Raw genomic sequence first — 18,907 nt, forward strand, 5'->3', positions numbered from 1 at the left:
GGCTATTCGGGGACGTTCGCGCCGTAGCCGAGATCGCGCAGCGCCTGCTTGATCTTGGCCTGGGCCTCGTCCAGCGACTCCTTGCTGGGTTCGGGATCCGCGCCGGTGATGTCGAAGTCACCGAGTTCGAACGCCGGGAACACGTGCAGGTGCAGATGCGGCACCTCCAGGCCGGCGATGAGCATGCCCGCCCGCGGGGCGTCCCATGCCGCGCGCACGGCCTGCCCGATCTTCTGCGACACCGCTGTCATCCGCGCGAACGTGCCGGGATCGACGTCCTGCCACTGATCGATCTCCTTGCGCGGCACGACCAGCGTGTGCCCCTGCGTGACCGGGGAGATGGTCAGGAACGCGACGAATTCGTCGTCCTCCCAGACGAATCGGCCCGGCAGCTGACCTTCGATGATCATTGAGAAAACAGAAGCCATGCCGGGCAGACTACGCGGATCCGGTCCGGTCGCCCGCGCCTCGCCCGCATGTCCGCCGGACATCCGGGGCGGCTCCGGATTCCGGGGGCACGGGGGCGGCGGCCGGGCCCCCGGACCGCGCCGCGCGAGCGGTCAGACGGCGACGAAGTGCGAGAGGATGCCCTGCACCTCGTAGATGTCGACCTGCCGGTTGAACCGTTTCTGCAGCGGATCGTCCGCGCCGGAGATCCAGATCTTGAGTTCGGCGTCGAGGTCGAAGGTGCCCGCGGTCTCCACCGAGAAGTGCGTGATGGCCCGGTAGGGCACGCTGTGATAGCTCACCTTGCGGCCGGTCACGCCCTGTTTGTCCACCAGGATCAGCCGCCGGTTGGTGAAGAGCAGGGCATCGCGGACCAGCAGGTACGCGGCGTAGACCTGTTCGCCCTGGCCGAGCAGCTTGCCGTACTCCTGTTGCGCCCCCGCGGGATCGATGCGTCCCGCATTGCCCATGATTCCGTCGATCAAGCCCATCGCAGGCACATCCTCAGTGTGATTCGCGGTGACCGCCGTCATCGACCATCATCCCCGTGACCGGCGGGCAGCGCACGGATACCGGGCGAGGCGACCGGCGGCCCGGCGGTGTTCGCGCACGCTTTAAGCTGTCAGCCGTGCGCGTACTCGTCATCGGTTCCGGAGCCCGTGAACATGCCCTCGTCCTGGCCCTGCGCCGGGACCCGTCGGTGTCGGCGGTGTACGCGGCGCCCGGCAACGCGGGCATCGCCCAGCACGCCGAGGTGCGCCCGGTGGACGCCTCCTCCGGCGCCGAGGTGACGGCGCTGGCCCAGGAGCTGAACGCCGATCTGGTCGTGGTCGGTCCCGAGGTGCCGCTGGTGCTCGGCGTGGCCGACGCGGTGCGGGCCGCGGGCATCGCGACCTTCGGGCCGTCGGCCGCCGCCGCGCAGATCGAGGGCTCGAAGGCCTTCGCCAAGGACGTCATGAACGCGGCCGGTGTGCGCACCGCGCATTCGGAGATCGTCGATCATCCCGGCGAGCTCGACGACGCGCTGGATCGCTTCGGCCCCACCTGGGTCGTGAAGGACGACGGCCTGGCCGCCGGCAAGGGCGTGGTGGTGACCGCCGATCGCTCGGTCGCCCGCGACCACGGCGCGGAACTGCTGGAGAACGGGCATCCGGTGCTGCTGGAGTCCTTCCTGGACGGTCCCGAGGTCTCGCTGTTCTGCCTGGTCGACGGCGAGAACGTGGTGCCGCTGCTGCCCGCACAGGATCACAAGCGGGTGGGCGACGGCGACACCGGGCCCAACACCGGCGGCATGGGCGCGTACACGCCGCTGCCCTGGCTGACCGACGAGACGCTGCGGGCCATCGTCGACGACGTGGTCAAACCCGTTGCGGCGGAGATGGTCCGGCGCGGGGTGCCGTTCAGCGGCCTGCTGTACGCGGGGCTCGCGATCGGCTCGAACGGCCCGGCCGTCATCGAATTCAACTGCCGCTTCGGTGATCCCGAGACCCAGGCGGTGCTGGCCATGCTGGACAGCCCGCTCGGCGAGCTGCTGAACGCGACCGCCACCGGCACCCTGGATCAGGTCGCCGCCCCGCGCTGGAAGGACGGCGCGGCCGTCACCGTCGTGCTGGCCGCGGAGAACTACCCGGCGCGCCCGCGCAGCGGCGACGTGATCACCGGGGCCGAATCCACCGGCACCGGAACCGAATCCGAGGTGCTGCACGCGGGCACCGCGCTGCGCGAGGACGGCGCGCTGGTCTCGGCGGGCGGGCGCGTGCTCGCCATCGTCGGCCAGGGCGCGGACCTGACCGTGGCCCGGCGCAACGCCTACGACCGCCTCGCGGGAATCAAGCTGCCGGGCGGGCATTTCCGCTCCGACATCGCCCTCGCGGCGGTGGAGGGCCGGATCAGCGTGCCGACCCCGGCGGTCTGAGAAGTCTCCGAAGACTCGGCCCCTTGCGATCACGCAAGGGGCCGAGTGCTTTCCGGGCGACGTCGTTCCGCCGGCCGTGGTGATCGGGCAGGGTCGTCCGGAGGCCGAGCCGGGCGGCGTTCGCGTGGCCGACTCGTCGCACGCGCCCCGCCGACCCGCGTTCGGACGGCAGGTGGTGCGCCCGTTCGCAAGTCGTGCCGATGTGCGTCCGAGCCGTAGCTGGGCCGGGTGCCCGCCGGAGCTTCCCGGCGGGCACCCCGCCTCAGGTGAGCATGAGCCCGTGCAGGGCCAGCCACGCCTGGGGATCCACGCGCTGCCCGTTCTGGACGATCTCGAAATGCAAGTGCGGCCCGGTGGAATCGCCGCGGTTGCCGATGCGGGCGATCTGCATGCCCGCCGGGACGCGTTCGCCCGCGGAGACGAAGAAGTCGTACATGTGGCCGTAGATGGAGATGGTGCCGTCGTCGTGCCGGATGCGCACCCACAGCCCGAAGCCCTGGGCCGGGCCGGCTTCGATGACGGTGCCCGCGGCGACCGCGTAGATGGGTGAGCCGAGCGGCCCGGCGATGTCGATGCCCGCGTGGAAGGTGCCCCAGCGCGGTCCGAAGCCGGAGGTGAACATGCCCTGGGCGGGGAGGGCGAAATTGCCGACGCCGGGCAGCACGAAGGTGCCGGGCGCGGTGGTGGTCATCCAGTCCTGATGTTCCCCGGCCACGGCGGCCGCGGCTTCGGCCTTGGCGCGTTCCAGGGTGGCGCGGGCGGCGGCGGCCACCACCGCCCCTTCGCGCAGTTTCTCGCCGTTGTTGATGGCGTCGAGATAGCGCTTGGCCGATTCCGCGGGTGTCTGCACCTGAATCGGATGCGCGCTCGGAACACGCAGCGCCGTACCGGGTTCCAGGGGCGCGTCGGTGGGGAACCGGCCCAGGGCGCCGTCCGCTCCCACGAACACGACCACCGCGACCAGCCCGGCGATCAGCACCCGATGTCCGACGGCCCAGTCCCTGGCGATCGGCGCCTGCCGTCGCGCCTCGTCCCGCCCCCGCGCGAGCAGCTCGGCCGCCTCGGCTCTCGACCGCGGTCGCCGCCCCCAGAATTCGAGCGCTCTGTCGCGCACCGCGGGCGCTCGCCCGCGCACCCACGCCACCCCCGAGGCTCCCGCCCGCGCGGCCCGGGCGACCCGCTCCCGCGCCGGAATGTCCGCGTCGCCGTGCAGCGGTAGTCGTAGCCCGGGCGTGTAGCTGTCCGGCATCGCCCGCCGCACCGTGTCCGCTTCGGGCACTGGCGCTTCGGGCTCGGACGGCCGCGCCGCGCTGCTCGAGCCGGTCCGCGCCGGGCGTAGCCGCCGGAATCCGCGACCGGCCCCACGGGCCGCCGCCGACTTGTGGACGTCCAGCCCCGGAGCCGCGGTCGATCTGCCGACACCTGTTCCACCGCCGGGTGAGGACTCGCTCTGGTCCTCGGCAATGAATGACAATTCGCCGTCGGCCTCGCGTACGGATGGCAACTCGCCACCGGTTCGTGCCTTGCCGTCCGGTGCCTCCGCGCCTTCGGCCCGGGGTGCACTCCCGGCCGCGCGGCCGCCGCGCCACCGGCCGAGCCCGCGTCTGCGCGCGGTCTCGGTTCTCGATCTTCCGGCGGGCGTGTGCGACTCGTCGCCTCCGGGTCTCGCCGTGTCTTCCGCGCCGCCCCCGGGTCTGCCGGGGCTCAGCTCGGGTGTCGAGGTGGGGTGCTCGGCCGCGGTGTAGGCGAACGGGTGGGCTGCCGCCGAGTCTTCCTCGGTGGCCGCTCCCCCCGGCACGCGTCCCTCCTCAGCCATTCACACGCCTATTACCGGACAGTGGGGAGAGCGAGTGCTCTACCGTCTGTCGGGTGCGTATCGAATCTCGGCGGTCGGCCATCCCACCTTTCTACGTCATGGATGTCTGGAAGGCAGCAGCTGAACGGGCGCGTACACACGGAGATGTGCTGGTATTGGCGGCCGGGCAGCCGTCCACGCCCGCGCCGCGCCCGGTGTTGCGGGCCACGAAGGCGGCGATGGACGCCGAGTTGCTCGGCTACACCGAGACTTTCGGCATTCTGTCGCTGCGCGAGGCGATCGCCGCGCATCACCGGAGTGTCTACGGCATCGAAGTGGACGCCGATGACGTCGTGGTGACCACCGGTTCCTCGGGCGCGTTCACCCTGATCTTCCTGGCGGCTTTCGATCTGGGCGACACCGTGGTGGTGGCCCGGCCCGGCTACCCGGCCTACCGCAACACCCTCACCGCGCTGGGCTGCCGGGTGGTCGAGCTCGATTGCGGTCCGGAGACCCGATTCCAGCCGACCGTCGCCATGCTCGAGGCGCTGCCCGAGCCGCCGGCCGGCCTGATCGTGGCGAGCCCGGCCAATCCGACCGGCACCATGATCGATCCGAGCGAGCTGGCCGCGCTGGCCCGCTGGTGCGACGAGCACGGCACGCTGCTCATCTCCGACGAGATCTATCACGGCATCGCGTACGACACCGAGTCGCCGGGGGCCGAGCCGACGTCCTCGGCGTGGGAGACCTCGCGCGAATCCATTGTCATCGGCTCGGTCTCGAAGTATTTCTCCATGACCGGCTGGCGGCTGGGCTGGATGCTGGTGCCCGCGGGTCTGCGCCCGGCGTTGCAGCGGCTGGCCTCGAATATGACGGTGTGCCCGCCCGCTATCTCCCAGTACGCGGCGGTGCACGCGTTCGGCGCGGAGGCGAAAGCCGAATTGGACGGGCATGTCGCGCGGTACGCGGCGAATCGCCAGTTGCTGCTGTCGGGGCTGCCGAAACTCGGCATCACCGATCTCGCGCCCGCCGACGGCGCCTTCTACGCGTACGCCGATATCGCGCACCTGACCGATGATTCGATGCGCTGGTGCACCGAGGTGCTGGACGCGACCGGGGTGGCGCTGGCGCCGGGCATCGACTTCGACACTGTCAATGGGTCTCACACCGTGCGGTTCTCGTTCGCGGGCGCGAGTGCCGATATCGAGGAAGCACTGGACCGGTTGGAACGGTATCTCGCCTGATTCCCCAGTCGAATCGCCCAGGGAATTGGAATCACCACAGATCGCACAGATTCGGCACAGATGAACCGATGATGACTGGCACGATTGCACCGTGACCACTGCGACGACTCCGAAAGGCGAGAAGCGTCGCCAAGCGTTGGTATGTGCCGCCGCCGAGCTACTACTCGAGGGCGGCTTCGAGGCGGTGCGGCACCGCTCGGTAGCGACGCGGGCGGAGTTGCCGCTGGCTTCGACAACCTACTACTTCGAGTCCCTCGAGGATTTGATCGCGCGCGCGGTCGAATTCTCCGGCAATGCCGAATTGGAGGCCATGCGCCGCCGGGTCGGCGAGGTGACCCATCGCCGGCGCGGCGCCGAAGCCACGGTCGATCTGGTGCTGGACCTGTTGGTCGGCCCGGAGCACAACGACGACGATGCCCGCGGCCAGCTGATCGCCCGCTACGAACGAACCGTGGCCTCGGCCCGGCATCCCGAGCTACGCGAGGTCCAGTTCCGACTACGCGCCCAGCTCGACGAGCTATTGGCCGACGTCCTACGCCGCTCCGACCGCCTGGTCCGCCCCGAGCAAACCCGCAGACTCGTCGCGGTGGTGGACGGGGCCGTGGTGACCGCCCTCGGCGAGCCCGACCCCCAACCCCGCCGCATGGCCCGCGGCGCCCTGCTGGAAGTGATAGACGTCGTCGCCCCGCCCGCCTAGCCGCGTGTCCTCACCAGCGCGGTCGCTCACATCTCCCGTATGACAGCGCTTTCCGGTTCGCGGCCGTCTCGTTCTGGACTGAGTGGAGCGGGGGAGCGAAGCGGAGGAGCGGAGGGAGGGAAGAACGAGACATAGGGGCCGCGAACCCGCCGGAGCGAAGTGCAGGCAAAATAGACTCCGTGACTTTTGTGCCGAACGTTCTTGCTACCCGTTACGCCTCTCCGCAGCTCGTGCAGCTGTGGTCGCCCGAGTACAAGATCGTGCTCGAGCGGAAGCTGTGGCTCGAGGTGCTGCGCGCCCAGGCCGAACTGGGCGTGGACGTTCCGGACGGTGTCGTCGAGGATTACGAGCGGGTCATCGACCAGGTCGACCTGAAGTCCATCGCCGACCGTGAGCGCGTCACCCGGCACGACGTGAAGGCGCGGATCGAGGAGTTCAACGCCCTCGCCGGGCACGAGCACGTGCACAAGGGCATGACCTCGCGCGACCTCACCGAGAACGTCGAGCAGCTGCAGATCCGGCTCTCGCTCGAGCATGTGTACGCGCACGGCGTCGCGGTCGCCGCCCGGCTGGGTGAGCGGGCCGCGCAGTACCAGTCGCTGGTCATGGCCGGTCGTTCGCACAACGTGGCCGCGCAGGCCACCACCCTGGGCAAGCGGTTCGCCTCGGCCGCCGACGAGGTGCTCATCGCGCTGACCCGGATCCAGGAACTCCTCGACCGGTACCCGCTGCGCGGCATCAAGGGCCCGATGGGCACCGCGCAGGACATGCTGGACCTGTTCGACGGCGATGCCGCCAAGCTGGCGCAGCTGGAGCAGAAGGTCGCCACCCACCTCGGTTTCAAGAACGTGCTCACCAGCGTCGGCCAGGTGTACCCGCGCTCGCTGGACCACGACGTGGTCTCGGCGCTGGTGCAGATCGGCGCGGGCCCTTCGTCTTTCGCGCACACCATCCGCCTGATGGCCGGCAACGAGCTCGTCACCGAGGGCTTCCAGAAGGGGCAGGTCGGTTCCTCGGCCATGCCGCACAAGATGAACTCGCGCTCGGCCGAGCGCGTCAACGGCCTGCAGGTGATCCTGCGCGGCTACGGGTCCATGGCCGCCGAGCTCGCGGGCGCGCAGTGGAACGAGGGCGACGTGTTCTGCTCGGTGGTGCGCCGCGTCGCGCTGCCGGACGCCTTCTTCGCCGTCGACGGCATGATGGAGACCTTCCTGACCATCCTGGCCGAATTCGGCGCGTACCCCGCGGTCATCGATCGCGAGCTCGAGCGCTACCTGCCGTTCCTGGCCACCACCCGCCTGCTGATCGCCGCGGTCCGGGCCGGGGTCGGCCGGGAGACCGCGCACGAGGTCATCAAGGAGCACGCCGTTGCGGTGGCCCTGGACATGCGCGAGCAGGGCCGCGAGCCCGATCTGCTGGATCGCCTGGCCGCCGACGACCGCATGCCGCTGGACCGCGCCGGCCTCGATGCCGCCCTCGCCGACCGCTCGGCGTTCATCGGCGCGGCCGAGGCGCAGACCGCGGCGGTCATCGCCCAGGTCGAGAAGCTGGTTGCGGACAATCCGGAGGCGGCGCGGTACACCCCCGGCGCGATCCTCTAGAGCGAGCGCTGTCGCGGCCCGGTTCCCTGGGAACCGGGCCGCGTCGTATCCGCGGGGTGGCCGGGCCGGCGGCGAAGGCGGCCGCCCGATCAGTCGAGGTTCTCGTATTCGGTAGTGCCCGAGCATGTCTCGTGTCAGCCTCGCCGACAAGCGGTGCGGCGCGAGCCCGACCGGCGCGTATGGCACGCTCCCAGCATGGATCCGTACACGATTTTCGCCGATATCGTCGCCGGTCGCGCACCCTCGAGCAAGGTCTACGAGGACTCGGATGTGGTGGCGTTCATGGACATTCGCCCCTTCACCCCCGGGCACCTGCTGGTCATCCCGAAGGTCCCCGCGCGCAGTCTGGCCGAGCTGGACCCGGAGGTCGGCGGCAAGCTGTTCCGGGTGGGGCAGCAGCTGGCCGCGGCGCTGCGCGAATCCGAGGTGGGCGCGGACGGGGTGAACTTCTTCCTGGCCGACGGCGTGACCGCGGGACAGGAGGTTTTCCACGTTCACCTGCATGTGATTCCCCGCACCCCCGGTGACGGCTTCGGGCTGCGCGGGCGACCCACCTCGCCGCCGCGGGCGGACCTGGATTACCTGGCCGGATCCATCCGTGGGGCAGTACAGCGAAACGCTGACATTTAATAGCCGAATCGCATTACCATATGTGAGCTACACGGTTTGCCAGGGACACGCGGAATCATGATTATTCCTCGCTATGCCCATCACTCGAGTTACGTTGGATAGCGCTTGTGATGGGCTGATGGAGGTGGGGCCATGCGTCGAAGAACCGTCGCCGCGGCAATTCTTGCGATTGCCTGCGGTTTGCTGAGTCCGGTTGCCATATCGCCGCCAGCGGCGAACGCGGCCCAGGTCGTCCGGGTGGACGAGCTGAATTCCACCCGCTCGGCCCTGTTCATCGATTCGCCCGCCATGGGCCGCGTCATTCAGGTGCAGGTATTGCATCCGGCCGGTGGCGGTTCCCGCGGCAGTTACTACCTGCTCGACGGTCTCGACCCCGGCGCGACCCAGTCCACCTGGACCCAGGCCACCGACGCCGAACCCTTCTTCCGCGGCAAGAACGTCAACGTGGTGTTGCCGATGGGCGGCCAGGCCAGCTACTACACCGACTGGATCAGCGATGATCCCCGCTTCGGCCGGTATCGCTGGGAAACCTTTCTGACACAGGAACTTCCGCCGATCGTCGACGACTACTTCAGCGGCAACGGCGTGAACGCCATCGGCGGGCTCTCGATGGGCGGCAACGCCGCCTTCACCCTCGCGGTGCGCCATCCCTGGTTGTACAGCGCCGTAGCCGGTTACAGCGCCTGCCCGGACACCACGATCGCGCAGGGCGCCACCATGTTCTCCATCGCCAATCGCGGTGGCAATCCGCTCAATATGTGGGGTCCGCCCGGCGATCCCGCCTGGGCCGAACACAATCCGGCGCTGCTGGCCGAGCGCCTGCGCGGCAAGACGATCTTCCTGTCCACCGGCACCGGTATCCCGGGCCCGCACGAGCTGGAGATCAAGCCGCAGCTGCCGGAGAACCTGTTCTTCGGCGGTCCCATCGAGGTCGGGGTGAACGCCTGTGTGAGCGCGTTCGCGTCCCGGCTGGCGCAGTTGAACATTCCCGCGCGGGTGGATTACAGCCCGGTGGGCACGCATTCGTGGTCGTACTGGCAGGACACCCTGCACGCGTCCTGGCCGACCATCGGCGGTGCGCTGGGAGCCTAGGCTCCCAGCGGCCGCGAATCGGGACGAATCAGGCGGTGGGACGGTTGAATTCGCCGTCCTTGGCCCCGGCCACGAAGGCTTTCCACTCGCCCGGGGTGAAGATCAGCACCGGTCCGTCCGGATTGCGTGAATCGCGCAGACCGATGTTTCCGCTTGCCAGGAAGGCGATTTCGACGCCCTCGGTGCGATCGTCGCTGCGCCGCCATACGACGTCCGGTTCGATCTCGCGGTTCTTGGCTTCCACCTGCGGGGCCCCCTACCTGGCTGCGGGTACTGGTCGGTGATGTAGATCGCACTCATGATGCCAGTGTTTGCGGAGCTGTCGGATCGGATATTCCATTCTGTGTCCGCGAAAGGAGGTATGTGGTGCGTACGTCTTGGTCACACCAGCGCGCTGCCCCCATCTCCGACAGCTGTGATGTCGTCCCGGAACGGTTCACGGTGGAGATGGCACAGAGCATTCTGGGGATTCACCAATCCTGCCCCACCGATCAGTGCGCCCGCCGAAAATCGGCGGTCTTCTACCTCTACGAGCACCGCGAACTGCGTCGCTGACCCCGCCGGGACACCGGCTCAGCGGCGGGCCACCCGCACCACCACGGCCAGCAACACCCCCACGGTCACCAGCAGCCCGGCCGCCAGCGCGGCCGAACCGGCGGGGAATCCCAGGAATTCGAGCGTTTCGGTGCGGTGTACGACCCGCCGGTAGTCCTTGTCCTCGGTGGCGGTGAGCGCGAAGTCCGAGGTGATCTCGGCAGGCTTCGGTATGACGACCGACAGTTCGGTCAGGTAGTCGCGGCCGTTCGCGGCGAGTTCCCGCAGCGCCGGGTCGTCGAGTTCGGTGACCCGCCCAGCGAATTCGACGTTCACCTGCTGTTTTCCACGATCCGGATCCGAGCGCTGGACCCGGTGCTCACCCAACACGTAGAGCCGCACGGTCTGGACGCTCGTCGCGGCGGACGACATGCGCATGGGGTAGACGAGCCGGTCGGCGGGGAAACTCAGCTGGACCGGATCCAGGTCCCCGCTCAGCGCCGCGGTCCCGGTGAGCCGCATGGCCACGAACGACCAGCCCTCGGCCAGGTACGGGGCCATGGTCGCGACGACCTCGGCCCGCATCACATACCCGTTCTCGTCCAGCCACGCCTGGATGCCGGAGATGTCGCCCCCGGTGAGGGTGGTCGCCTCCAGCGGACCCAGTTGCACCCGGTCCAGCACCGTCGGCGCGGCCCGTCCCGGCGCGCCGCCCATCGAGCCGTCCGCGGTCTCCTCGAACCAGCGGTGTTTCGTCACCACCTCCGGCGCGGTGCGTTCGCGCAGCTCGGTGAACACCGCGGCGTCGGCCGCGGTGACGGTGGCCGGTGCGGGCGTGGGCACGATGAGCGCCGCGTGATCTCCGCCGCTCCGCAGTGCCAGTTGCATCACGATGGTTTCGGTCGTGCCGTCCCAGCCCAGCAGGGCGACCTCGTTGCCCACCGTCGCGGTCGCGCCGGCGGGTGCGGCCACCCCGCCGCAGGCGCAGGCGGAAGCCGGTGCGGCCAAGCCGATTCCGCCCGCGGTCACGATCATCGCCGCCACCGCGACCAGGCGCACGGCCTTACTCGAGAACATGGCGGGGAGCCTAGTCAGGGGACCTTGCGGTTTCCTTGGACTCGAATGCGGGAGCGGGCGATGCGGGTCGGCGGTGGGGTGCGGGGGTGCACCACTAACGTGGACGCATGGCTTTGGACAGCAGCGACAGCGCGACCTCGAATCCCGGCGCGGCGGTGACCGCGCCGATCGCCAAGCGGGTCCCGACCCAGCGCGAGCACCACGGTGACGTGTTCATCGACGAGTACGAGTGGCTGCGGGACAAGGACAATCCCGAGGTCATCGAGTACCTGAAGGCCGAGAACGCCTACACCGACGCACAGACCGCGCATCTGGCGCCGTTGCGCGAGAAGATCTTCGCGGAGGTCAAGGCGCGCACGCAGGAGACCGACCTGTCGCTGCCGAGCCGCAAGGGCGAGTTCTGGTACTACTCGCGGACCTTCGAGGGCAAGCAGTACGCCGTGTCCTGCCGCTGCCCCATCGCGGGCCCGGACGACTGGACGCCGCCCGAGCTCGAGGTCGGCGTCGAGATCCCGGGCGAGCAGGTCCTGCTGGATCTGAACGAGCTGGCCGAGGGTCACGACTACTTCTCGCTGGGTGCGCACTCGGTGAACCACGCCGGTGATCTGCTGGCCTTCAGCACCGACTTCGAGGGCGACGAGCGGTACACGCTGCGGTTCAAGAACCTCGGGACCGGGGAGATCCTGCCCGACGAGATTCCCGGGACCGCGGGCGGCGCGACCTGGTCGGTGGACGGCACGCACGTGTTCTACGTGACCGTCGACGAGTCGTGGCGACCGGACAGCGTGTGGCGGCACCGGCTCGGCACCGGCAAGGACGACGACGTCAAGGTGTACTTCGAGGCGGATCAGCGCTTCGGGGTCGGGGTCGGCAGCACCCGCTCCAAGAAGTTCCTGGTGATCGGCGTCGATTCCAAGCTGACCAGCGAGATGCTGATCCTGGAGTCGGACAACCCCGCGGGCGAGTTCCGCGTGCTGCTGCCGCGCCGCGAGGGCGTCTCCTACGCGGCCGAGCACGCGATCATCGGCGGCCAGGACAAGGCGCTGATTCTGCACAACGACGTGGTCGACGGGGTGAAGTCGGAGAACTTCCTGCTCGCCATCGCGCCGTGGGACGACCCGGAGAACCAGACGATCCTGATTCCGCACCGCAAGGAAGTTCGGCTCGAGGATGTCGACGCCTTCTCCGACAAGCTGGTGCTGAGCTACCGCCGCGAGGCGCTGCCGCGAGTCGCGGTGTGGCCGTTGACATCCGAGGGCGGCTTCGGCGAACTGACCGAGGTCGACTTCGGGCTGACGCTGTCCGCCTCGGGCCTGAGCGTCAACTCCGAATGGGAGACCCCGACCCTGCGGATGGGTGTGCAGTCCTTCATCACCCCCGCCCAGGTCTTCGACTACGTGCCCGGCACCGGCGAGCTGATCCTGCGCAAGGAACAGAAGGTGCTGGGCCACTACGATCCGGCCGAGTACGAGCAGCGCCGGGAATGGGCGGTCGCACAGGACGGCACCCGCGTGCCGATCTCGATCGTGCAGCGCAAGGACGTCCCGGCGGGCCCGAAACCGTTGCTGCTCTACGGCTACGGCTCCTACGAGTCCAGCATCGACGCGTACCTGTCGGTGGCGCGGCTCTCGCTGCTCGATCGCGGCATGGTGTTCGCGGTCGCGCACGTGCGTGGCGGCGGCGAGATGGGCCGGCTCTGGTACGACAACGGCAAGATGCTCACCAAGAAGAACACCTTCACCGACTTCGTCTCCTGCGCACGGCATCTCATCGATTCCGGGCTGACCGCGCCGGACCGGTTGATCGCCGACGGGGGCAGCGCGGGCGGGCTGCTGATGGGCGCGGTCGCGAACCTCGCGCCGGAGCTGTTCAAGGGCATCCTCACCAATGTGCCCTTCGTCGATCCGCTGACCTCGATGCTGGACGCCTCGCTCCCGCTGACGGCCGCGGAATGGGAGGAGTGGGGAAACCCCTTGGACGACAAGGAGGTCTACGCCTACATGAAGTCCTACTCCCCGTACGAGAACGTCGAGGCCAAGGACTACCCGGCGATCCTGGCCATGACCGGTCTGAACGACACCCGCGTGCTGTACGTCGAGCCGGCCAAATGGGTGTCGGCCTTGCGGGCCACCAAGACCGGTGACGCGCAGTTGCTGCTCAAGACCGACATGACCTCCGGGCACGGCGGCCCCAGCGGCCGGTACGAGCAGTGGAAGGAAATCGCCTTCGAGTGGGCGTGGGTGCTGGACACCGTGGGGCTCGGCGAGGTCGAGCCGGCCGGTGCGGAGGCCGCCGCCGCGAGCTGATTCCGGTTCCGAACGGCGCGAAGGGGTTTGCGGATTCGATCCGCAAACCCCTTCGGCTCTACCGGGATTCGATGCCTGGTTCCGAGATCCGGATGCCTGCGGGATTATCCCGCCCGGCCTCGAAGAGCAGATCCACGGCCCGGCGGCGCGCCGTGCGCCGAGCTTCTTGCAGCCGGGCGGGTATCCCGACGCCGGCGGAATAACCCCGCGACCGGGCCCACGCGGTTCGTGTCGAGCCTCGGTGCTGTCGCTCGCCGCCGCTCCGCGGGCTGCATCCGGGACGGCCGCGTTACCTCACTTGCCTTTACCCTTTCCGGGTGTGGGCTTGCTGCCCGGCTTCGGCTTGGCAGCGGCTGTCTTCGACTTCGCCGCCGCCGACTTCGGTTTCGCGGCAGCCGGTTTCGCCGCTGCCTTCGACTTCGCCGTACCCCCGGACGATTCCGGCAGCACGTGCAGCGCGGGTGTGCGCGGCAGCGGCACCGCGGCGTGGGCGCTGTGCGTGAAGCCGCCCGCCTCCGCGCTGGTCAGCGAGGTCGCCATGGGGTGCGCCCGGAGCTGAGTGAGGCAGCGGGCGACGTCGGCCAGCAGCAGATCGGCCATATCGACGGTGAAGCCGTGCCGGATGACCGCGCGCATGATGGTCTCGTCGCCGCGGTCGGCGGGCAGGGGATAGGCGGCGATGAGCCAGCCGCGCGAGCGCAGCCGATCGGACAGGTCGTACAGGTTGAAGACCTGCTCGCCGCGCAGCCGCCAGCACACCGCGGTGATGCCGCGCAGCGGATCACCGTCGTGGATCAGCTGGAAGGGGCCGATGCGGTCCAGCCCGGCCGCGAGATGCCGTGCGACACCGTAGATCGACTCCTGCAACCGGGTGTAGCCGGTGCGGCCCAGGCGGATGAACTCGTAGTACTGGGTGATGACCTGGCCGCCGGGGCGGGAGAAGTTCAGGTTGAAGGTGGCCATGCTGCCGCCGAGGTAGTCGACGTTGAAGATGAGTTCCTTGGGCAGATCCGCGGGGGTGCGCCACATGGCCCAGCCCGCGCCCAGCGGCGCGAGTCCCGTCTTGTGGCCCGAGGCGTTGATGGACCGCACGCGCGGCAACCGGAAGTCCCACACCAGATCCGGTGCGGCGAAGGGCGCGAGGAAGCCGCCGCTGGCCGCGTCCACGTGCAGCGGGATGTCCAGGCCGGTCTTGCGTTCCAGCGCGTCCAGGGCCTTGCTGATGCCGGCGACGTCCTCGAACAGTCCGGTGAAGGTCTGCCCGAACGTGGCGACGACCATGATGGTGTTCTCGTCGCAGAAGGCCGCCACGTCCTCAGGATGCATGGTGAGCCGGTCGCCGCGCAGCGGGATCTGGCGGATCTCCACGTCGAAGTAGCGGGCGAACTTCTCCCAGCACACCTGGACCGGGCCGCACACGAAATTGGGGGTGCCGGTGCCGCCGCGTTTGCGCCAGCGGGTCTTGGCGGCGAGGCCGCCGAGCATGGCGGCTTCGCTGGAGCCGGTGGTGGAGGTGCCGAGGGTGGCGGCCGGGTCGGGTGCGTGCCACAGGTCGGCGATCATCCGCACGCAGCGCTTCTCGAGTTCGGCGGTCTGCGGGTACTCGTCCTTGTCGACGATGTTCTTGTCGAGGGACTCGTCCATCAGTCGTCTGGCCTGGTCGTCGATCCAGGTGGTACAGAAGGTGGCCAGGTTCATCCGCGAGACGCCGTCGAGCAGCAGTTCGCCGTGCACAACCTCGTAGGCGACCTGCGCGGCCATTTCCCGGTCCGGGAATCCGTGTTTGGGCGCGGTTCTGCTCAGCCCCGGCAGCGCGAACAGATCGTCGGGTTCCGGTGTGCCGCTCATTCGACCTCCAGTTTTCGCGTGAAACTGCTGGTTTTCCTCGACTGCCGAATGCTCATCGCCCACTGCGAAATTCGTTGTGGAATGTCCCGTTTCGCCGTCAAGCGATGGTTGCTGAACGATTACTATTCAGCGCTATGGACTATGAGAATGTCATAGAACAGGTGCTGGCGGTGACAGCGCCACACGTCGGGGAGGGTGCGGTCCCGGACTACATTCCCGGGCTGGCCTCGGTCGATCCCCGGCAGTTCGCGATCAGTGTGGCGACGGTCGACGGCCGGGAGTTCCACGGCGGCGACCATGCCGTTCCCTTTGCTATCGAAAGTATTTCCAAGGTCTTCGCTTTGGCGCTGGTGCTCGCGCGCAAGAACACCGGCATCTGGAAGCGGGTGCGGCGTGAGCCCTCCGGGATGCCGTTCAATGATCTGATCGAGCTGGAGCTGGAGCGGGGTCTGCCGCGCAATCCGTATATCAACCCCGGTGCCATTGTGGTAGCGGATCAATTGCTCGCCGATACCGGCGACGGGTTGGCCGCGCTGCGGGAACTGCTGCGCGCCGAGACCGGGAACCCGGCGCTCGAAGTCGACAGCGTCATCGCCGAATCCGAACTCGGCGCCGGGGATCGCAATCGGGCCATGGGTTATCTGATGGCCAGTTTCGGCAACATGCGGTGCCGGGTGGACGAGGCGCTGGATCACTACTTCCGGCAGTGCTCGTTCACGCTCACCTGTGCCGAGCTGGCGCGGGCGGGCCTGCTCGTGGCCCGGCACGGGGTGCGCGCGGACGGCAGCCGGCTGCTCGACCCCGAACCCGCCCGGCACATCACCGCGCTCATGGCGACCTGCGGAACCTATGACGCGGCAGGGGAATTCGCGTACGAGGTCGGGCTGCCGTGCAAGAGCGGGGTGGGCGGGGGGATTCTGGCGGTGGTGCCGGAGGTGTGTTCGGTGGCGGTGTGGGGGCCGGGGCTGGACGCGAAGGGGAATTCGGTGACGGGCGGGATCGCGCTGCGGGAGTTCGCGACGGCGTCCAAGCTCTCGGTGTTCTGAGCCGTGTTCTGAGCCCGGCGTCCGGACCCGCCGGGCGCGCGGATGCGGCGGTCGGCGCGCGGATGGACGAAAATGCCGGGATGACCGACGATTCCCGTACCGCCGCCCTGCGCGCGGCGGCCCGCGGCCTGATGCCGCGGGCGAAAAGCGATCTGACCGAGCTCGTTTCGTTCCGGTCCGTCTACGACGCGCGGCAGTTCCCCGTCGAGGAATGCGAAGGGGCCGCGCGGTGGGTAGCCGACGCCTTCGCCGCCGAGGGGCTCACCGATGTGGGCCTGCACGAAACTCCCGACGGCAGTAAGGCCGTCATCGCCCGCTACCCGGCCCCGGCCGGCGCGCCGACGGTGCTGCTGTACTGCCACTACGACGTGCAGCCGCCGGTCGACGAGGCCGCCTGGGATACCCCGGTCTGGGAGCTGACCGACCGCGACGGTCGCTGGTACGGCCGCGGCAGCGCCGACTGCAAGGGCAACATCGTCATGCTGCTGACCGCGCTGCGCGCCCTGCGCGAGGTGCACGGCGACGGGTACCCCGTGGGCCTGATCCTGGTGTCGGAGGGTTCCGAGGAACAGGGCACGGGCGGCCTGGAGGAGTTCGTCCCCGGCAACGCCGACCTCCTGCGCGCCGACACCCTGTTGATCTGCGACTGCGGCAATTTCGCGGTGGGAGTGCCGACCCTGACCGAAACCCTGCGCGGGAACGTGAATCTCGTCCTGACGGTCGAAACCCTCGCGAGCTCCATGCATTCGGGCATGTTCGGCGGTGCGGCTCCCGACGCCCTGGCCGCCCTGATCCACGTCCTGTCTACCCTGCGCGATGCCGACGGCAACACCACCGTCGCGGGCCTGACCAACGATCAGACATGGGACGGTGTCCAGTACCCGGATGCCCAGTTCCGTTCGGACGCAGGCATTCTCGACGGTGTCGATGTGGTCGGTTCGGGCACCGTCTCCGACATGCTCTGGGCCCGCCCCGCCCTGACCGTCCTCGGCATGGACGTCCCGCCCGTGGTGGGCTCCGCAGCGGCGGTCCAGGCGAAGGCCGCGGCCCGTGTCAACCTCCGCATCCCCCCGGGCACGGATGCGGAGTCCGCCCTGAAGGCGCTGACCGCCCATTTGGAAGCCAACGTCCCCTGGCACGCCAAACTCACGATCACCCCGGAAGCGACGGGCGCTCCGTTCCGCTCGGCCGCCGGCGGCCCCGCCCGCACGGCCCTGGAATCAGCCTTGGCCGTGGCCTACGACCGCCCGTCGACCACCCAGGGCCAGGGCGGCTCGATCCCGTTGTGCAACGTCTTCGCCGCCACCTATCCCGACTCCGAGATCCTCCTGCTTGGCGTGGAGGAGCCGACCTGCCTGATCCACGCCCCCAACGAGAGTGTCGACCCGTCGGAGATAGAGAACCTGGCCCTGTCGGTGGCCCTGTTCCTGTCCTCCTACGCCTGAGCCCGACTACAGGGAGGCCAGCAGGGGCTTGGCGAACATCGCGACCACCAGCGCGAGGATGGAGCACAGCACCGCGTATTTCGCGGGCTCCTCCTTGCGTCGGTGGCCGAACCCGGCGATGTAGAGCGCGGGAATCCACAGCAGCGGGACCGACACCACCGCGGCGGCGCTGAGGAGGAACGACAGCGCGGACAGCAACGGCAACGGAGTTCGCTTCGGTCGGTTGTCTGTCAGGTCGTCCGGGTCGAACGGCAAATCCTCGCGCACAAAAGCCACGCGGCCACCTTGTCCACAGTCATCCACCGACTCCTGTGGATTTCCTTGCGGCCATGGGGATTACCGCAACTCCATACCGAAGACGATCCGGTCCTGGCCCGGGCCGCTGTAGTCCGGCACGAGTTCGGTACCGAACCCGAGGCTGCGGTGAAAGGCGATCGAGCCTGCATTGGTGGGGGAGGTAATGGCTTTGAGGCGAGCGGCGCCCTGTCGGCGGGCCGCGTCGGCGAACGCGGCGTAGAGGCGGCGGCCCAGGCCGGTGCCGCGGGCGTCGTCGCGGGTGGCGATCAAATGCGCGTAGGCGGTGGCGGCGGGGGTCACGAAGCCGAGTATGTAGCCGTGTATTTCGTTGTCGCACACCGCGACCAAGCTGGTCTCGGGGAACTCGCGGACGAGGACCGGTAGGTGTTGGGCGCGGAGGTCCCGGTCGCCCCAGTACCGGGATTGGTCTGCGAGCAGTTCGTGTAGGTCCTGAATGCTTGCGCGCCTGATCAGTTCAGTGGATGTCATCGGTGGTGGCCCGCTGTCGGCCAGTCTGTTCGGGCGGCGCGGGCGTGGCACGGCAGGGTCTGTGCGGCGGCGAAGTAGATCGGATCGGTAGCCGACCGGGCGGTGGGTGCGTGGATCGAGACCTTCGTGATGATCTCGCCGAGCGGGGCTTGCCGGCGCGCTGGGTGGGACATGGTGGGAATCGTATGCGGATCGCGGATGGGGAGCGTTTCGAAGTTGGTGCGGGCTTCGGAGATAGGCGGGTGCTGCGTCTCTAAACATTCAGGTGGGTGTGAGGGGATTGTTAATCGATGATGAGTCTGAAAACTGTTGTATCACAATCGAATTGGTCTATGTCTGCTTGCTATTGAGGCGTAGAATGGGGGTATGAATTCGGGAGGGGAATCCACAGCCGCGCAGGGTGCACTCGCACTCGGTGCCGCGGCGGAAACCCTGCTCGAAGCA

Annotated in this window: 19 protein-coding genes; 10 read left to right on the forward strand and 9 right to left on the reverse strand. The window is 68.8% G+C overall.

Annotated features, from left to right (window positions below):
- Positions 1–2: 2 nt before the first annotated feature.
- Positions 3–428: an HIT family protein gene (locus ACFVBH_RS35955; protein WP_354985884.1), complete on the reverse strand. Its 426-nt coding sequence runs from the start codon at positions 426–428 to the stop codon at positions 3–5.
- Between the two features lie 132 nt (positions 429–560).
- The gene (locus tag ACFVBH_RS35960) at positions 561–938 is read right to left on the reverse strand and encodes a PH domain-containing protein (protein ID WP_354985883.1); all 378 of its coding nucleotides are present in this window, start codon (positions 936–938) and stop codon (positions 561–563) included.
- 137 nt (positions 939–1,075) lie between these two features.
- Between ACFVBH_RS35960 and purD the strand changes: the two genes are divergently transcribed.
- Complete coding sequence (gene purD, locus ACFVBH_RS35965) at positions 1,076–2,362, forward strand: phosphoribosylamine--glycine ligase (protein WP_379008685.1); 1,287 nt, start codon at positions 1,076–1,078, stop codon at positions 2,360–2,362.
- A 262-nt stretch (positions 2,363–2,624) separates the two neighbouring features.
- On the opposite strand, the gene ACFVBH_RS35970 is transcribed toward purD, so the two are convergent.
- On the reverse strand, positions 2,625–3,611 hold the full coding sequence (locus ACFVBH_RS35970) for a M23 family metallopeptidase (RefSeq protein WP_379008687.1): 987 nt from the start codon (positions 3,609–3,611) through the stop codon (positions 2,625–2,627).
- Positions 3,612–4,231: 620 nt separating this feature from the next.
- Between ACFVBH_RS35970 and ACFVBH_RS35975 the strand changes: the two genes are divergently transcribed.
- From ACFVBH_RS35975 to ACFVBH_RS35995, 5 genes are all read left to right on the forward strand, one after another.
- Positions 4,232–5,401, forward strand: a complete 1,170-nt coding sequence (locus tag ACFVBH_RS35975) for a pyridoxal phosphate-dependent aminotransferase (RefSeq protein ID WP_354985880.1) — start codon at positions 4,232–4,234, stop codon at positions 5,399–5,401.
- Between the two features lie 91 nt (positions 5,402–5,492).
- A complete protein-coding gene (locus ACFVBH_RS35980) occupies positions 5,493–6,098 on the forward strand; it encodes a TetR family transcriptional regulator C-terminal domain-containing protein (protein WP_354985879.1) in 606 nt (201 codons plus the stop codon).
- Positions 6,099–6,277: 179 nt separating this feature from the next.
- Entirely contained in the window at positions 6,278–7,699 is a 1,422-nt protein-coding gene (gene purB / locus ACFVBH_RS35985) for an adenylosuccinate lyase (protein WP_354985878.1), read from the forward strand.
- 195 nt (positions 7,700–7,894) lie between these two features.
- The gene (locus ACFVBH_RS35990) at positions 7,895–8,329 is read left to right on the forward strand and encodes an HIT family protein (protein ID WP_354985877.1); all 435 of its coding nucleotides are present in this window, start codon (positions 7,895–7,897) and stop codon (positions 8,327–8,329) included.
- Positions 8,330–8,461: 132 nt separating this feature from the next.
- A complete protein-coding gene (locus tag ACFVBH_RS35995; RefSeq protein ID WP_379008692.1) occupies positions 8,462–9,421 on the forward strand; it encodes an alpha/beta hydrolase in 960 nt (319 codons plus the stop codon).
- A 28-nt stretch (positions 9,422–9,449) separates the two neighbouring features.
- Here ACFVBH_RS35995 and ACFVBH_RS36000 read toward each other — a convergent pair whose 3' ends face one another.
- A complete protein-coding gene (locus tag ACFVBH_RS36000) occupies positions 9,450–9,665 on the reverse strand; it encodes a DUF397 domain-containing protein (RefSeq protein ID WP_379008694.1) in 216 nt (71 codons plus the stop codon).
- A gap of 122 nt (positions 9,666–9,787) precedes the next feature.
- Between ACFVBH_RS36000 and ACFVBH_RS36005 the strand changes: the two genes are divergently transcribed.
- Positions 9,788–9,976: a hypothetical protein gene (locus ACFVBH_RS36005; protein ID WP_354985875.1), complete on the forward strand. Its 189-nt coding sequence runs from the start codon at positions 9,788–9,790 to the stop codon at positions 9,974–9,976.
- Between the two features lie 18 nt (positions 9,977–9,994).
- On the opposite strand, the gene ACFVBH_RS36010 is transcribed toward ACFVBH_RS36005, so the two are convergent.
- Positions 9,995–11,032: a DUF2330 domain-containing protein gene (locus ACFVBH_RS36010; protein ID WP_379008697.1), complete on the reverse strand. Its 1,038-nt coding sequence runs from the start codon at positions 11,030–11,032 to the stop codon at positions 9,995–9,997.
- 107 nt (positions 11,033–11,139) lie between these two features.
- On the opposite strand from ACFVBH_RS36010, the gene ACFVBH_RS36015 reads away from it, so the two are divergent.
- Entirely contained in the window at positions 11,140–13,338 is a 2,199-nt protein-coding gene (locus ACFVBH_RS36015; RefSeq protein WP_379008699.1) for a S9 family peptidase, read from the forward strand.
- Positions 13,339–13,632: 294 nt separating this feature from the next.
- Here ACFVBH_RS36015 and ACFVBH_RS36020 read toward each other — a convergent pair whose 3' ends face one another.
- Positions 13,633–15,186, reverse strand: a complete 1,554-nt coding sequence (locus tag ACFVBH_RS36020; RefSeq protein WP_379008701.1) for a glutamate decarboxylase — start codon at positions 15,184–15,186, stop codon at positions 13,633–13,635.
- A 134-nt stretch (positions 15,187–15,320) separates the two neighbouring features.
- Between ACFVBH_RS36020 and ACFVBH_RS36025 the strand changes: the two genes are divergently transcribed.
- On the forward strand, positions 15,321–16,232 hold the full coding sequence (locus ACFVBH_RS36025) for a glutaminase (protein WP_379008703.1): 912 nt from the start codon (positions 15,321–15,323) through the stop codon (positions 16,230–16,232).
- Between the two features lie 80 nt (positions 16,233–16,312).
- Positions 16,313–17,677, forward strand: a complete 1,365-nt coding sequence (locus ACFVBH_RS36030) for a dipeptidase (protein WP_379008705.1) — start codon at positions 16,313–16,315, stop codon at positions 17,675–17,677.
- 6 nt (positions 17,678–17,683) lie between these two features.
- On the opposite strand, the gene ACFVBH_RS36035 is transcribed toward ACFVBH_RS36030, so the two are convergent.
- The 3 genes from ACFVBH_RS36035 to ACFVBH_RS36045 are packed head-to-tail and all read right to left on the reverse strand — an operon-like array spanning position 17,684 to position 18,636.
- Positions 17,684–17,953 carry a hypothetical protein gene (locus tag ACFVBH_RS36035; protein WP_379008707.1) on the reverse strand — a complete coding sequence of 90 codons (270 nt, stop codon included), beginning with the start codon at positions 17,951–17,953 and terminating at the stop codon, positions 17,684–17,686.
- 60 nt (positions 17,954–18,013) lie between these two features.
- A complete protein-coding gene (locus ACFVBH_RS36040; RefSeq protein WP_379008709.1) occupies positions 18,014–18,463 on the reverse strand; it encodes a GNAT family N-acetyltransferase in 450 nt (149 codons plus the stop codon).
- A complete protein-coding gene (locus tag ACFVBH_RS36045; protein ID WP_354985867.1) occupies positions 18,460–18,636 on the reverse strand; it encodes a hypothetical protein in 177 nt (58 codons plus the stop codon). Before ACFVBH_RS36045 ends, ACFVBH_RS36040 begins: the two co-directional genes overlap by 4 nt.
- Between the last annotated feature and the right edge of the window lie 271 nt (positions 18,637–18,907).

It is taken from the genome of Nocardia sp. NPDC057668 (assembly GCF_042799795.1).
Taxonomy (GTDB): Bacteria; Actinomycetota; Actinomycetes; order Mycobacteriales; family Mycobacteriaceae; genus Nocardia.

Excerpts from the sequence above, each read along its gene's own strand:
- ACFVBH_RS36020 (WP_379008701.1), bottom strand. The coding sequence starts at position 15,186 with ATGAGCGGCACACCGGAACCCGACGATCTGTTCGCGCTGCCGGGGCTG.
- ACFVBH_RS36030 (WP_379008705.1), top strand. The coding sequence starts at position 16,313 with ATGACCGACGATTCCCGTACCGCCGCCCTGCGCGCGGCGGCCCGCGGC.
- ACFVBH_RS36045 (WP_354985867.1), bottom strand. The coding sequence starts at position 18,636 with ATGTCCCACCCAGCGCGCCGGCAAGCCCCGCTCGGCGAGATCATCACG.
- ACFVBH_RS36010 (WP_379008697.1), bottom strand. The coding sequence starts at position 11,032 with ATGTTCTCGAGTAAGGCCGTGCGCCTGGTCGCGGTGGCGGCGATGATC.
- ACFVBH_RS35970 (WP_379008687.1), bottom strand. The coding sequence starts at position 3,611 with ATGCCGGACAGCTACACGCCCGGGCTACGACTACCGCTGCACGGCGAC.
- ACFVBH_RS36015 (WP_379008699.1), top strand. The coding sequence starts at position 11,140 with ATGGCTTTGGACAGCAGCGACAGCGCGACCTCGAATCCCGGCGCGGCG.
- ACFVBH_RS36025 (WP_379008703.1), top strand. The coding sequence starts at position 15,321 with ATGGACTATGAGAATGTCATAGAACAGGTGCTGGCGGTGACAGCGCCA.
- ACFVBH_RS35995 (WP_379008692.1), top strand. The coding sequence starts at position 8,462 with ATGCGTCGAAGAACCGTCGCCGCGGCAATTCTTGCGATTGCCTGCGGT.
- ACFVBH_RS35960 (WP_354985883.1), bottom strand. The coding sequence starts at position 938 with ATGGGCTTGATCGACGGAATCATGGGCAATGCGGGACGCATCGATCCC.
- ACFVBH_RS35955 (WP_354985884.1), bottom strand. The coding sequence starts at position 428 with ATGGCTTCTGTTTTCTCAATGATCATCGAAGGTCAGCTGCCGGGCCGA.
- ACFVBH_RS35990 (WP_354985877.1), top strand. The coding sequence starts at position 7,895 with ATGGATCCGTACACGATTTTCGCCGATATCGTCGCCGGTCGCGCACCC.
- ACFVBH_RS36040 (WP_379008709.1), bottom strand. The coding sequence starts at position 18,463 with ATGACATCCACTGAACTGATCAGGCGCGCAAGCATTCAGGACCTACAC.